Source organism: Tessaracoccus sp. MC1756, assembly GCF_014164735.1.
Lineage (GTDB): Bacteria > Actinomycetota > Actinomycetes > Propionibacteriales > Propionibacteriaceae > Arachnia.
On record NZ_JACJFZ010000006.1, the window covers coordinates 110,256 to 123,394 of the forward strand.

The 13,139-nt window shown below is 68.7% G+C and carries 17 protein-coding genes and 1 pseudogene; 14 read left to right on the top strand and 4 right to left on the bottom strand.

Translation table 11 applies throughout. The annotated features are described in order from the left end of the window. The first annotated feature begins 124 nt into the window (after window positions 1-124). The 6 genes from H5393_RS12980 to H5393_RS13005 all read left to right on the top strand — a co-directional run bounded on the left by H5393_RS12980 (window position 125) and on the right by H5393_RS13005 (window position 3,874). Entirely contained in the window at window positions 125-463 is a 339-nt protein-coding gene (locus H5393_RS12980; RefSeq protein ID WP_182767010.1) for a helix-turn-helix transcriptional regulator, read from the top strand. 20 nt (window positions 464-483) lie between these two features. Further along, window positions 484-969 carry an SRPBCC domain-containing protein gene (locus tag H5393_RS12985; protein WP_182767011.1) on the top strand — a complete coding sequence of 162 codons (486 nt, stop codon included), beginning with the start codon at window positions 484-486 and terminating at the stop codon, window positions 967-969. Between the two features lie 147 nt (window positions 970-1,116). Then, window positions 1,117-1,386 carry a hypothetical protein gene (locus tag H5393_RS12990; RefSeq protein WP_076063342.1) on the top strand — a complete coding sequence of 90 codons (270 nt, stop codon included), beginning with the start codon at window positions 1,117-1,119 and terminating at the stop codon, window positions 1,384-1,386. 97 nt (window positions 1,387-1,483) lie between these two features. Next, window positions 1,484-2,122: an NUDIX hydrolase N-terminal domain-containing protein gene (locus H5393_RS12995; RefSeq protein WP_182767012.1), complete on the top strand. Its 639-nt coding sequence runs from the start codon at window positions 1,484-1,486 to the stop codon at window positions 2,120-2,122. Between the two features lie 10 nt (window positions 2,123-2,132). Further along, on the top strand, window positions 2,133-3,140 hold the full coding sequence (locus H5393_RS13000) for a DUF2332 domain-containing protein (protein WP_182767013.1): 1,008 nt from the start codon (window positions 2,133-2,135) through the stop codon (window positions 3,138-3,140). A 110-nt stretch (window positions 3,141-3,250) separates the two neighbouring features. Beyond that, a complete protein-coding gene (locus H5393_RS13005; RefSeq protein WP_182767014.1) occupies window positions 3,251-3,874 on the top strand; it encodes a YdcF family protein in 624 nt (207 codons plus the stop codon). Between the two features lie 23 nt (window positions 3,875-3,897). Here the strand turns inward: H5393_RS13005 and H5393_RS13010 are convergent, their stop codons facing one another. Further along, window positions 3,898-4,599, bottom strand: coding sequence for an aspartate/glutamate racemase family protein (locus H5393_RS13010; protein WP_182767015.1), 702 nt, complete (start codon window positions 4,597-4,599; stop codon window positions 3,898-3,900). A gap of 78 nt (window positions 4,600-4,677) precedes the next feature. On the opposite strand from H5393_RS13010, the gene H5393_RS13015 reads away from it, so the two are divergent. The 5 genes and pseudogenes from H5393_RS13015 to H5393_RS14700 all read left to right on the top strand — a co-directional run bounded on the left by H5393_RS13015 (window position 4,678) and on the right by H5393_RS14700 (window position 6,590). Continuing rightward, window positions 4,678-5,019 carry a helix-turn-helix transcriptional regulator gene (locus H5393_RS13015; RefSeq protein WP_182767016.1) on the top strand — a complete coding sequence of 114 codons (342 nt, stop codon included), beginning with the start codon at window positions 4,678-4,680 and terminating at the stop codon, window positions 5,017-5,019. Further along, complete coding sequence (locus H5393_RS13020; protein ID WP_182762963.1) at window positions 5,016-5,489, top strand: SRPBCC domain-containing protein; 474 nt, start codon at window positions 5,016-5,018, stop codon at window positions 5,487-5,489. Before H5393_RS13015 ends, H5393_RS13020 begins: the two co-directional genes overlap by 4 nt. 83 nt (window positions 5,490-5,572) lie before the next feature. Next, window positions 5,573-6,145, top strand: a complete 573-nt coding sequence (locus H5393_RS13025) for a DUF664 domain-containing protein (RefSeq protein WP_182767017.1) — start codon at window positions 5,573-5,575, stop codon at window positions 6,143-6,145. A gap of 60 nt (window positions 6,146-6,205) precedes the next feature. Continuing rightward, window positions 6,206-6,427, top strand: a pseudogene (locus tag H5393_RS14945) (SulP family inorganic anion transporter); the annotation flags it as partial. 28 nt (window positions 6,428-6,455) lie between these two features. Then, entirely contained in the window at window positions 6,456-6,590 is a 135-nt protein-coding gene (locus tag H5393_RS14700) for a hypothetical protein (protein WP_255436520.1), read from the top strand. Here the strand turns inward: H5393_RS14700 and H5393_RS13035 are convergent. Further along, complete coding sequence (locus H5393_RS13035) at window positions 6,581-7,063, bottom strand: DUF4395 domain-containing protein (protein WP_076063356.1); 483 nt, start codon at window positions 7,061-7,063, stop codon at window positions 6,581-6,583. The two genes, H5393_RS14700 and H5393_RS13035, sit on opposite strands and share 10 nt — an antisense overlap. 214 nt (window positions 7,064-7,277) lie before the next feature. Between H5393_RS13035 and H5393_RS13040 the strand changes: the two genes are divergently transcribed. Then, window positions 7,278-7,973: an MOSC domain-containing protein gene (locus H5393_RS13040; protein ID WP_182767018.1), complete on the top strand. Its 696-nt coding sequence runs from the start codon at window positions 7,278-7,280 to the stop codon at window positions 7,971-7,973. A 24-nt stretch (window positions 7,974-7,997) separates the two neighbouring features. Here the strand turns inward: H5393_RS13040 and H5393_RS13045 are convergent, their stop codons facing one another. Next, window positions 7,998-9,275, bottom strand: coding sequence for an MFS transporter (locus H5393_RS13045; RefSeq protein ID WP_220488425.1), 1,278 nt, complete (start codon window positions 9,273-9,275; stop codon window positions 7,998-8,000). Between the two features lie 124 nt (window positions 9,276-9,399). Between H5393_RS13045 and H5393_RS13050 the strand changes: the two genes are divergently transcribed. Both H5393_RS13050 and H5393_RS13055 read left to right on the top strand, forming a co-directional pair. Continuing rightward, window positions 9,400-9,897 carry a hypothetical protein gene (locus H5393_RS13050; protein ID WP_182767019.1) on the top strand — a complete coding sequence of 166 codons (498 nt, stop codon included), beginning with the start codon at window positions 9,400-9,402 and terminating at the stop codon, window positions 9,895-9,897. Window positions 9,898-9,918: 21 nt separating this feature from the next. Further along, window positions 9,919-10,209, top strand: a complete 291-nt coding sequence (locus H5393_RS13055; RefSeq protein WP_182767020.1) for a hypothetical protein — start codon at window positions 9,919-9,921, stop codon at window positions 10,207-10,209. 138 nt (window positions 10,210-10,347) lie between these two features. On the opposite strand, the gene H5393_RS13060 is transcribed toward H5393_RS13055, so the two are convergent. Further along, window positions 10,348-13,139 (bottom strand): DUF11 domain-containing protein (locus H5393_RS13060; RefSeq protein ID WP_182767021.1); only part of this gene is annotated, 2,792 nt, incomplete at its 5' end.

The following is a 13,139-nucleotide window of genomic DNA, read 5'->3' on the forward strand; positions in this document are numbered from 1 at the left end:
CGCCCACCGGACAACGAGGACACTTTAGCGCCCGGGCGCTATCGGTTCGCCGGGAAACGATGGCTGCAGATGACGCCAGCCCATTCGCCCTTGACATACAACCAAATGGTTGTAGATTGGGACCATGGATGAGACGGACGAGGATCGCGCAGATGCGCTGTTCCACGCGCTCTCGGATCGGACCCGGCGCGACATCCTGCGCCGCGTCCTCGCCGGTGAGCACTCCGTCTCCGTCCTGGCAGCGAAGTACGACATGAGCTTCGCCGCCGTCCAGAAACATGTCGCCGTGCTCGAACGCGCGGGCCTCATCACCAAGCGCCGCCAAGGGCGCGAGGCGCTCGCAAGCGGCGACTTCGAGGCAGTGAGATCAGTCGCCTCCATGCTCGACGAGCTGGAGGACATCTGGCGCGGACGCGTGGCGCGGATCGACGACCTCCTGCGTGAATCCCCAGGCACCCACTGACCGTCCCCGAGGAGGACACCATGCCTGTCACCGATATCTCCCGCAATCTCGACGAACACAGCCTGACGCTCACCGCCGAGTTCGCCGCACCCGTCGAACGGCTTTGGCAGATCTACGCAGATCCTCGCCAGCTCGAGCGCGTCTGGGGCCCGCCCGGATACCCCGCCACGTTCGTCGACCACAGCCTCACGCCCGGCGGCCGCATGAACTACTACATGACCGGCCCCGAGGGCGAGCGTTTCCATGGCTACTGGGACATCAAGGAAGTCGACGACGGCCAGAGCTTCCGCTTCCTGGATGGCTTCGCCAACGACGACTTCACCCCGCAGGAGAACCTCCCGGTGGGCGAGAACACCTTCCGCTTCGAGTCCACCGAGGGCGGGTCGCGGCTGGTGGCTACCACCGTCTACCAGTCGGCCGAGGATCTCCAGACCGTGCTGGACATGGGCATGGAGGAGGGTGCCACCCAGGCGGTCAACCAGATCGACGAGTTGGTGGCTGCTTGAACAAGGAGGGAGATTCCAGCCACATCCCGCTGAATATGGGCGATGTGGCAGGAATCTCCCTCGAAATTCCAGCTAACGCGTCCCGCCCGGTGTACCTCTACCCCCAAGGGGGATGCGACCAGTCAACACCCCTTGTCAGGGTGGAGCATGAGCACTGATGACATGGCCCCAGAGAACTTCGTAGACCCCGATCAGGACAACGAACTGCTCGCGCAGCGGATCGACGACGCGGCGCGCGAGCACCGCGAGGTGATCCGTGAGGATCTCAGCACCCAGGATCTCATCGACGAAGGTGAGGACGCGGCCGACATGACCCCCGACAACCTGGAGCGTCCTGTCGACGACGCCCTGCACCTGGATGAGCCCGGCGAGGAGACCATCGAGGACCGCATTGCCCAGGAGGAGCCCGATCTCTGATCGTTCGCTGACTCACGACAGGATGACCAGCCAGGCCATCGACCTTGGCCTGCAGCCCCGCGTCGAGGCGGACACACAACCCGCTACGGTCGGAAGCATGAACACGGCGTCCCAGGACCTGCACCGCATCGCCATGGAGCTCACCGCCATCTCGGAGAGCGCGCTGGCCTATTGCACGGACGATTTCGACATCGGGCGGTTCCATCGGGTGGCGGAGATCGGCCGCGACCTCCTGCAGATGGTGTCGCGGGACGAACTCCCGCCGTTCGACCGGGAAGTGGCCTCGACGGCCGGCTACACCACGCCGAAGATCGACGTGCGCGGCGCGGTGTTCGACGACGATGGCCGCGTCCTGCTGGTCCGCGAGATCCTCGACGACGACCTCTGGACCCTCCCCGGCGGATGGTGCGACGTGGGCGAGACTCCGCGCGGCTCCATCGAGCGCGAGGTCCTCGAGGAGGCAGGGGTAGCCGTGCGGGCCGGGCATCTGGCGGCAGTTCTGGACCGCGAGGTCTGGGGGCACCAGCCGCCGCTGGACCACCACTGCTACAAGATGCTGTTCGTCTGCGCGCCCCTCGCCCCCGTCGACCTGGCCTACACCAGTGACGAGACCAGCGAGATCGGCTGGTTCGCCGTCGACGCGCTGCCCGAGTTGTCGGTCTCCCGCATCCTGCCGGAACAGATCGCCCTGCTGCACCGCCACTGGCAGAACCCCGGCCCGGCGACGCTGGATTGACGAGGACGACGTGAGGGGCAGCAGATTCCTGGAGTCGGAGCCGATCGACCGGCTCTACGAGTGGTTCGCCACCCAGACGGCCGCCACCTCCCCCACCTGGGAGGCGCTGTGCCGCTGGATCGCCGCCACCCCGGCGGTGCACCGTCGCCTCGACCACCTCCCCGGGCAGGCGCGCCAGCCCAACCGCTTCCTGGCCGCCGTCCGTTACCTCGACGGCCCGACCGAGCGCGGCCCCCACTTCGCGGCGTGGCTCGACGAGCGCTGGGCGGAGGTGGAACACGTCATCCTCACCCGCACCACCCAGACGAACGAGCCGGGCCGGTGCGCCGTCGTCGCTCCGGTGCTGGCGTCGCTGCCGCAACCCGTCGCGCTATTGGAGCTCGGCGCGTCCGCTGGCCTCTGCCTCCTGCCAGACCACTACGCGTACGCCTACGACGGCGCACCCTCGCGCCCGGCGACCGCCGAACCCGGCGCGCCTGAGTTCCCGTGCCGCGTCACCGGCACCCCGCCAGGCGACTCCGCCTCCCTCACCGTCCAGGCCCGCCACGGCATCGACCTCAACCCGCTCGACCCCACCAACCCCGACACCCGCCGCTGGCTCCGCGCCCTCATCTGGCCAGGCGAGGAGGACCGTGAGGAGCGGCTGGGGGCCGCACTGTCGATAGCCGCCGAGGCCCGGCCGCCGGTCTCGCAGGCGGACCTGACGCAGGATCCTGCCACCGTGATCTCGGCTGCCCTCGACAACCTCCGCCAGCAGGCGCCCACGGCCACGCCGGTGATCACCCACTCCGCGTTCCTCGCCTACCTCCGGCGCGACGACAGACAGGCAGTGGTCGACGCCATCCGCGGCTCCGGCGCCCGCTGGGTGTCGCTGGAGGGCCCACGCGTCGTGCCGGGCATCGACGCCTCGTCGCTGTGCCCGATGCCTAAGGCCACGAGCTTCGTGATAGCCCTCGACGGCACCCCGCTCGGCTGGGCGCAGGCCCACGGCCGCTCCGTCCACTGGACCGCGCCGTGAGCAATTGGATGTGGTCACGGCGCGACACGCCGAGAACAACACCCGCAGCAGCCCGTGACCCTATCCAATTGCTCACGGCAGACAGCCCGACCCACCCTAGGCTGAGGACCATGCGACGGTGGGTGAAGGCGGCGACACGGGCGGCGGTGGTCATCGGTTCACTGCCGGAGGTCGCCCACCGCTTGGCCAGCAAGCTGGAATACGGCAACCCGCCAGCCGGCCCCGACACCACCGAAGCCCTCATCGTGCTGGGCTGCCCCACCAACCCCGACGGCTCGCTCCACCCGCTCCAGCGCTGGCGAGTCGACATCGCCGCCCGCACGATGAACCCACGCGTCCGGGTGGTGGTGTTCACCGGCACGACGGCGAAGACAGGCATCAGCGAAGCCTCGGCCATGGCTGCCTACGCCCGCTCGCAGGGTATCCCCGGGAGCCTCATCGTGCTGGAGGAGGAGGCCCTCACCACCTGGCAGAACCTTGAGTTCTCGGCGCCCCTCGTCAACCAGCACGATGTCCTGCGCCTTGTTTCGGACCCGATGCACGCCTGGCGTGCCCGTCAGTTCCTGGCCCGCCAGAACCCGCAGCTCGCGTCCAAGCTCGGCCCGGCCGTCGACTACCGCCCGCTTGAGCGCTGGCGTTGGAAACTGGGCACGATGATCTATGAGCTCGTCGCACGCTATCGCGAATGGCGCAACCCGCGCCTCCCCGCCCGCCACGACGCCTCGGGGCGCTGAGCAGCAGACCCTTCCCCCAGCGGCTACCCGTCGCTCCGCAGCGCGGCTTCCACTGCGGCCAACGCGTGAATCCGCGTGGTGGCGAACAGCGGCACCGGGCCGTCATCGTCGGCGTCCAGCAGCAGTTCCAACTCCGTGCAGCCCAGGATCACTCCCTCGACGCCTGCCTCGATCAGCCGGCCGATCACTTCCAGCAGCCGCCTTCGCGAAGAGTCGAGTATCTGTCCTCGGCACAACTCCTCGTAGATCACCCGGTGCACCTCGGCCCTGTCGTCCGCTGGCGGCACCAGCACACTCAGCCCGTGCGATTCCAGCCGTTCCCGGTAGAAGCGCTCCTCCATGGTGAATGCCGTGCCCAGCAGGCCCACACATTTCACCCCGGCGGCCAGGACAGCGCGGGCGGTGGCATCCCCGATGTGCACGAGCGGCACGGAGATGCCGCGCTCCACCTGATCGGCGACCTTGTGCATCGTGTTCGTGCAGATCAGCACCACCTCGGCACCGGCGGCTTCCAGCCGGTCCGCGGAATCCGCCAGCACGTCACCGGCCTCCCCCCAGCGGCCCTCCGCCTGGAACACCTCGACCTCGGCGAAATCCAGCGACTCCAGCAGGACGTGCGCCGAATGCAGCCCGCCCAGGCGCTCGGCCACGGCGCGGTTGATGACGCGGTAGTACTCAGTGGTCGATTCCCAGCTCATGCCGCCGATCAGGCCGATGGTCCTCATGGGCCCAGCCTAGAACTACGGTGCCACATCCCGGAGATCCCTTGACAGGTGACCAATCAGTCACCTAACGTTCCGGGTATGGATGACGACCTGGTGTTCAAGGCGTTGGCGGATCCCATCCGCCGGCTCCTCCTGAACGCCCTCTTCGAGCGGGACGGCCGCCCGCTCGGTGACCTCGAAGAAGTCGTCAACGAGCACGTCGAGATGACGCGCTTCGGAGTCGCCAAGCATCTCCGCGTCCTCGAAGCCGCCAATCTCGTCACCCCCGACCGGCGGGGACGCCAGAAGCTGCACTTCCTCAACCCCGTGCCCATCCAGCAGATCCACAACCGGTGGATCGGCAAGTACACCGGCCGCGCGGAGATCGCCGCGGGCCTCCTCCACCTCAAGCACCAACTCGAACCAGAGGACGAATCATGAGCGACCTGCAGGTCTACACCATCTACATCAAGGCCCCGAAGACCACCGTCTGGGAGGCCATCACCACCCCGGAATACACGCGCAAGTGGGGCTACGGCGGCGACGTCGACGTCGATCTCACAGCCGGCGGCCGCTACCGCAACCTCTCCACCGACGAGATGAAGGCCATGGGCATGGGCGAGGTCGCCGTCGAGGGTGAGGTCATCAGCGTCGACGCGCCGAACCGCCTCGAGCTCACCTGGCAGCCCACCTGGCACCAGGACATGGAGCCCACCCGCCTCACCTGGGAGCTCACCGAGTACCCCGGCGGCCTCACCAAGGTGGTCCTCACGCACGACCTGAGCGCGGCACCCGGCACCGGCGCCGAGTTCGCCGGCGGGCACGACCCCGCGCAGGGCGGGGGTGGCTGGCCGTGGGTGCTGTCCGACCTCAAGAGCCTGCTGGAATCCGGAAGCAACATGTCCGCCTGATCCTGCCCCGGGCGGGGCCTGTCCTGCCCGGGGACACCCCTCAGGACCTACCGCCGGCACCGCGTGCGGCTTAGGCTGCTGTCATGGCCGACGAAGACCTCACCCCCTGGGAACCGCCGCTGGCGGGCACCGATGTCGAGCAGCTACTCGGCTCGCTCGACCGCATGCGCTGGACGTTCCGGTGGAAGGTGGGCGGCCTGGACTCCCCCGCCCTCAACACCAGGATCGGCGCCTCCGTCCTCACGCTGGGCGGGCTGATCAAACACCTCACCCAGGTGGAGGCCACCAAGTTCACCTGGGCGATCGACGGCAGCCACCCGGGTGAACCGTGGGCGTCGCTGGACGTGTCCAGCGAGGAGGAACGCAACTGGCCGTTCACCTCCGCCGCCGACGATTCCCCCGAGGAGCTCTACTCCAACTACGACGCAGCCGTCGCCCGCTCCCGCCAGAAGATCGCGGACCTCCTCCTCGACGGCGACCTCGACCAGACCGTGCATCTCGGCCGGGTCTGGGGCGTGGAGATGAGCCTGCGCCGCATGCTGCACGACGTCGTCGAGGAGTACTCCCGGCACACGGGTCACGCCGACCTCCTCCGCGAAGCCGTCGACGGTGTCGTCGGCGAGGATCCACCCGAGGGCTGGCGTCCTCAACGGTAGATTCCGGCCATGTGCGACACTCGGCGTGGCTGGGAGAGGTTCCTCTAGGGCTTCCCTGTCTCGTCGAGCAACTCGCCCACGGTCCCCGGCGACTCCGCTGGCTCGCGCACCCAACTGCACTCGCTCGTCGCGCTCGCCAGCGTGGTGGCGGTGCTCCTGTTCGCCGGCTCGGTGCTCGCCTACTTCCCGACGGCGGGGCTGGGCGCGCTGGTCATGTACGCCGCCACCCGCCTCCTCGACCTCCCGGAGATGCGTTGCATCGCTCACTTCCGCACCAGCGAACTCATCCTGCTCGTTCGCGATGGCACGCGTGAAGCAGGAGACGCGGGACCAGCTGGAGCGCACGGGCTTCATCGACAAAGTGGGCGACGGCCACATCTTCGCCACCCTGCCGACGGCGGGGCAGGCCTACGTCCGCCGACGGCGCCCACATGATCAGGCCTGACGCGGCGCCCAGATGTCGGCGCAACTCGTGCAGCTGTCCTGGCGCACCACGCCGGCCCGGATCAGTTGGCCGTACAGCCAGCAGCCGGCGCAGAAGCCGAGGACGGATTCCAGGAAGGCGAACAGCACCAACACCCCGATGAGCACCGACGCGGCCGGCGCCAACCCGAGCGCGGGGCCGAGCAGGGAGGCGACGGTGGTGACGGCCAGCCCGATGCCCTGCGCGAAGCGCTTCGGCGGCCCAGACACCAGCACCGGCTCACCCAGCCGCGGCGCGACCACCTTCGTGGCTAGGAGCCCGAGGGGGCTGAAGCGCGGACCGGACAGCACGCGGAGCAGGAAGCCCACGGCCATGAACGGGACGAGCCACTGCCAACCGGTGGCGAGCACCAGCACGGCCGACGCACAGACACCGGCGGCGACGACGCGCGCCGCCTTCTCGTTGACCGGGTCAGGGAATCCGATGATGCTCATGGACGTGGAGCCTAGGCGGACGGACGGCGCTGCTCCTAGCCCGTCTGCTGAGGGCGGAAAACCCCCGCCCGCGGAATAACTCAGGAACGCACCCGGCGCCGGTGCAGCGCCCGCAAGAGCGCGGCCTCCGCCAGTTCGACGGCGCGGCCCAGGAAGCGTCGATCGTCTGCAGCCAACATGACCCGAAGGGCTACGGCGCGCCTATCGTGAGGGCATGGAGTTCCTCGCCCGAGTCAACGCCGTGCTGGTGGGCCGCGCGCAGACCCACGTCTGGGACGGCCGCGAGGTGCGCAGCGGCGCCATGAAGCGCCCGGTCGACGGCCCGGTCCACCTCGGCCCGCTGGGCTTCGACGGGGACGAGCAGGCGGACACCGCGGTGCACGGCGGCCCGGAGAAGGCCGCCCTCCTCTACGCCGGCCACCACTATCCCCGCTGGGCCGCCGAGCAGGGCCTCACCCTGCCCGACGGTGGCTTCTTCGAAAACGTCACCCTCGGCGACCTCAGCGGCACAGGCCCCGACGAGACCACCGTCGTGCTGGGCGAGACGTGGCGCCTCGGCGGCGCCGTCGTGCAGGTGAGCCAGCCGCGCTCCCCCTGCTGGAAGCTGGCGCAACGCTGGGGCGTCAAGGACCTCGTGCTCCAGGTGCAGGAAACCGGCTGGTCCGGGTGGTACATCCGGGTCTTGGAGCCCGGGATCGTGGCCGCCGGCGATGCCGTCGAACTCCTGGAACGCCCCGCGGAGCCCACCGTCGCCGAGGTGGCCCGCGTCATGAACCGCGACAAGAAGGATCTCGACGGCGCCCGCCGCCTCCTGCGCTCCGAACTGCTGCCCCCACGGTGGCGCGAGCGGCTGGAGAAGAGGCTCGCCGGGCACCCGGAGGACGACACCGCCCGCACCCAGGGAACGTGAGCAGCCGGCCAACGATGAGCGTCTTCACCCCGCCGTTGCTGCTGCGCGGTAGCGCCGGAAGGCCGGGAACACCAGTGCAGCGACGGCGAGGCCCACCAGCACAAGGAGCCCACCGCCGCCCGTGGCCCAGGCCGGGCCGACGGCCTCAGCAGCGCCGCCGTGCACCACGTCGGCGATGCGGGGCCCACCGGCCACCACCACGATGAAGACACCCTGGAGCCGCCCGCGGCGGGCGTCGTCCGTGGCCGCGAGGAGGATGGTCTGCCGGAAGGCGGCCGAGGCCATGTCGGCCGCGCCCCCGACGACGAGGGCCCCCAACATGAAGGCCAGCATCGCCTTCGGTGCCCACGGTGCCAGCCCCACCGCCAACCCGGCAACGGTCATCGCGACTCCCCACACTGCCACCGCCCACAGCACCGCGGCGCCCTGGCGCTGGACGCGCGACACCCATCCGCCGAACACCCCGCCGAGCACAGCACCGGCGGGGATGGCGGCGAACAGCAGCGCGAACTCCGTCCCGCCCTCGGTTGGGCCCCCGAACGCCACGTGCGCGATCTCCGGGAACAGCGCGCGCGGCATGCCGAACACCATCGCGATGAGGTCCACCAGGAAACTCAGCAACAAGATCTTGTGGCCGGTGAGGTAGGCCAGGCCCTCCCAGACGGAGCGCAGCCCGGGGGCGCCCTGGGGGTTGTCGACGGGCAGCGGGGGCAACTTCCACACCGCATAGAGCGTCGCGAAGAGCGTGAGGGTGTCGGCGAAGTACAGCCAGGAGTAACCCAGCACCGGGATGAGGGCCCCGCCCACGAGCGGCCCTGCGATCGCCCCGGCCGACATCACCGTCATGTTGAGCGCGTTGGCGGCGGGTAGCTGGTCCTCGGGCAGTAGCTTCGGGAGGATCGCCGTGCGGGTGGGCTGGTTGATCGCGAAGAACGCCTGTTGCACGGCGAACAGCACCAGCAGCAACCAGACGTTGCCCACGCCGAGGAAGGCCTGGAGCCAGAACAGCGCCGAGGTGACGACCATGCCCAGCGTGGTGACCTCCAGCAGGAGCCGCCGGTCCAGGTGATCCGCCAGGGCACCACCCCAGAGCCCGAACACCACCAGCGGCACGAGCCCGAACAGACCCGTGAGCCCCACCATGCCGGAGGATCCGGTGATCGAGTAGATCTGCGCGGGGACCGCCACGACGGTGAGCTGGGCGCCGATGACGGTCACGATGTTCGCCGTCCACAACCGCCGGAAATCCGGCGTCCGCAAAGGTCTGGTGTCCGCGAACAGGCGGCGCAACCCTGCCACCATGCTCACCGTACGGCCACCGTTCTCTCCACGACGGCGAGGGTACAAGGTGCAGTAGTCTGAAGCCGAAACGGAACCAAGATGAGATGGGGCTACTGACATGGATTTCCGCAAAACACTCGCTGCCGTGGCACTTTCCGGTGTGATCCTCACCGGCTGCACCGGGGCCGGAGAAGAGGGCCCGACGCCCGATTCGTCGGCGACCAGCACGACGGCGGTCACCGCAGACGGCCAGTCGCCGTCGGCAGAACCCATGGAGAGCTCCACCCCCGCGGTGGAACCGTCGCCCATTGCGCACGGTGAGCGCGAGGAGATCCCCGCCCTCGGTGCCGAGGAGGCGGGCATCGCCTCAGACGTCAAGCTCGAAGAATGCGGCCTCGAGGCCGGCCCGGTGAAGGCAACCGGCACCGTCACCAACACCGCCGACGAGGCCCGAGACCTCGTCGTTGCCGTCATCTGGCTCGGCAAGGACGGCAGCGGCAGCTCGCTGTCGGTCAAGGTGTTCCAGGAAGCGGCTGTTCCTGCCGGGGAGACCCTCGACTTCACGCTCGAGACCGAGATCCCCGACGCCGCCAGCCGCTGCGTCCTCAACGCACGCTCGGCGCCGGCCGGCGCGCTCGGCTGAGCCGGGCACCGGAGGGACGCCATGACGAAGCACCACATGCGGCTCGAGTTCACCATCGACGTGGTGGACCCGGAGGGCGCGAAGGCGATCGGTAGGCAACACCTGGCTGACCGCGTGGACGCCGCCACGATGCGCGGCGAGGACATCGGCTACCAGGGGGAGCAGACGCCCGGGGCGGATCTCGACGCCCTGTTGGCCCAGTCGCCCAATGTGGTGGCGTCGATGGCAGTCGCCGAGTTGTTGCGCCGGGGCGCGGAGACGATGCCCCAGGTGCGCCTGACCAACGTGTCGATGACGCACCTCGACACCTGACCCACCGAATTCGACCCGTCAACAGAACCGCCCCCGCGCCATCAGGCGCGGGGGCGGTCCTTCTGATCCGTGGTGAGCGAACCAGGCGGGCCTCCGGGGCGGGATGGGGGGACGATACCCGCCCCGGAGACTCACAACTCAGCTACGCCGACGGCTCCTCGTCGCCATCGCGGTAGCTCCACCGGCCATCAGGAGCAGCGCGACACCGGTCAGGATGAGGCCGGTATCGGTCCCCATGCCCGTCGGGTCGCCACTCTTGACGATCGGCTTCGGGGCCGGAGCGGGGCGCGCCGGCACCTGGTGGTCGCTCTGGTCAGTGACAGGCTTGCCGTCCGGCGGGATGGCCGTGACGGTCGCGACGTTGAGCACCTTGCCCGCCGCCACGTCTGCCGCGGTGACCACGTAGGCCGCCGAAGCGGTGCAAGTGGTCGACTGGCCGGCCGCGAGCTCGGTCACCGGGCAGGTCACCGAGATGCCCGCCGCCTTCAGCTTCGGATCATCGACACTGACGTCGGTCAGCGTCGTATCTCCGGTGTTGGTCACCTTGAAGCTGTAGACGATCTTGTCCCCGAGCCGCACCGGCCCGGCAACGTTGGCGCTCTTGATGATCTCGATGTCGCCGCTGCCGGGGAGAACCTCGGGAGACTCGACCAGGACGTCGTCCTCGTCGGTGACGATGTCACCGTTGGGGGCGGTGCCCTCGACGACCGCGATGTTGTGCACGAACCGCGCATCGATGTCGCCCTGGCTGACGGTGTGCTTGAGCTCGATCAGGCACTGTTCCCCCGGGGCCAGCGACTCGGCACACAGCACGTCTGTCAGGTCGAACATCTCGTCGCTGATCACCACGTCGGTCAACGTGACGTTGCCGGTGTTGGTGGCGAGGAGGTTGTAGGTGATGACCTCACCCACGACCACGTACTGCACCTTGTCCGCCGACTTGTCGAGCGAGATCGCCGGCAGCTGGTCAACCACGACGGTCTCGTCGTCCTCGTCGGTGGGCGGCGGGTTGTCGCCAGGAGGCGTACCTGTCGTCGTCGCGACGTTGACGATCTCGCCGGCGTCGAGGTCGGCCTGCGTCACCGTGTGCTCCAGCTCCACCGAGCAGTGCTCGGCAGGGGCCAGGGATTCGGCGCAGAGCGCGTTCTCGATGTCCAGCATCTCGTCGGAGATGACCACGTCGGTCAGCGTCACGTTGCCGGTGTTGGTCACCGTCAGCGTGTAGGTGACCACGTCACCGACAGCGTCCACCGACTCGACGTCAGCGGTCTTGATGATCTCGATGGCCGGGAACTGGTCCCCGGGCACGGTCTCGTCATCCTCATCGGTGACCGGCGGGTTCTCGCCGGGAGGCGTACCCGTGGTCGACGCCAGGTTGTAGATGCTGCCCGCATCCACGTCGGCCTGGGTCACGGTGTACTCGAAGCTGAGTTCACAGCTTGCTCCCGGAACCAGGGTCGCCGCACAGGCCGCGGCATCCACGGCGAGCATCTCGTCGGACACGGTCACATCGGACAGCGTCACGTTGCCGGTGTTGGTCACCGTCAGCGTGTAGGTGACCACGTCGCCGGCCGCATCGTAGCTCGTCAGGTCCGCAGACTTGACGATCTGGATGGCGGGCGTCTGGGTGGCGGGCACGGTCTCGTCGTCGGTGTCGGTCACGTCGTCGCCGGCCGGCGGGGTGCCGACGGTGGTGGCGGTGTTGTCGACCGAACCGGCGTCGAGATCAGCCTGGGTGACGCTGTAGGTGGCAGAGCACTCCATGGTCTCCTGCGGAGCCAGGGTGGCACCCATCACCGGCGTGCACTCCAGCGCCGAAAGGCCCTCGAGCGGATCCGTCACCTGGACATCAGTCAGGGTGACGTTGCCGGTGTTGGTCACCAGGAACGTGTACGTGATCACGTCATCGACCGGGTCATAGGTGGCCACGTCGGCCGTCTTGACGATGGAGATCGCGGGCAACTGGGTCGCCGGCACCGTCTCGTCGTCGGTGTCAGTGACATCCTCGCCCACCGGCGGCGTACCGACGGTGGTGGCGGTGTTGTCCACAGAACCGGCGTCGAGATCGGCCTGGGTGACGCTGTAGGTGGCAGAGCACTCCATGGTCTCCTGCGGAGCCAGGGTGGCACCCATCACCGGCGTGCACTCCAGCGCCGAGAGGCCCTCGAGCGGATCAGTCACCTGGACATCAGTCAGGGTGACGTTGCCGGTGTTGGTCACCAGGAACGTGTACGTGATCACGTCATCGACTGCGGCGTAGCTCTCAACATCAGCCGTCTTGACCAGGTCGATCGCGGGCGACTGGGTGGCGGGCACCGTCTCGTCGTCGGTGTCGGTGACATCCTCGCCGGCCGGCGGCGTGCCGACGGTGGTGGCGGTGTTGTCCACAGAACCCGCGTCGAGATCTGCCTGGGTCACCGTGTAGGTGGCCGAGCACTCGATCGAGGCCCCTGGCGCCAGCGTGGTGGGCTGCGCGGGATCACAGGTCAGTGCCGAGAGGTTCGGCAGCGGATCCGTGATCACCACATCAGTGAGGGTCACGTTGCCCGTGTTGGTGGCCACGAAGGTGTAGGTGATCACATCACCCACCGCGTCGTAGGTCGCCACGTCGGCGTCCTTGGTCAGGTCGATCGCGGGCGACTGCGTCGCCGGCACCGTCTCGTCGTCCGAGTCCGTGACATTCTCGCCGGCCGGCGGGGTGCCGACGGTGGTGGCGGTGTTGTCGACCGAACCGGCGTCGAGATCAGCCTGGGTGACGCTGTAGGTGGCAGAGCACTCCATGGTCTCCTGCGGAGCCAGGGTGGCACCCATCACCGGCGTGCACTCCAGCGCCGAAAGGCCCTCGAGCGGATCCGTCACCTGGACATCAGTCAGGGTGACGTTGCCGGTGTTGGTCACCAGGAACGTGTACGTGATCACGTCATCGACCG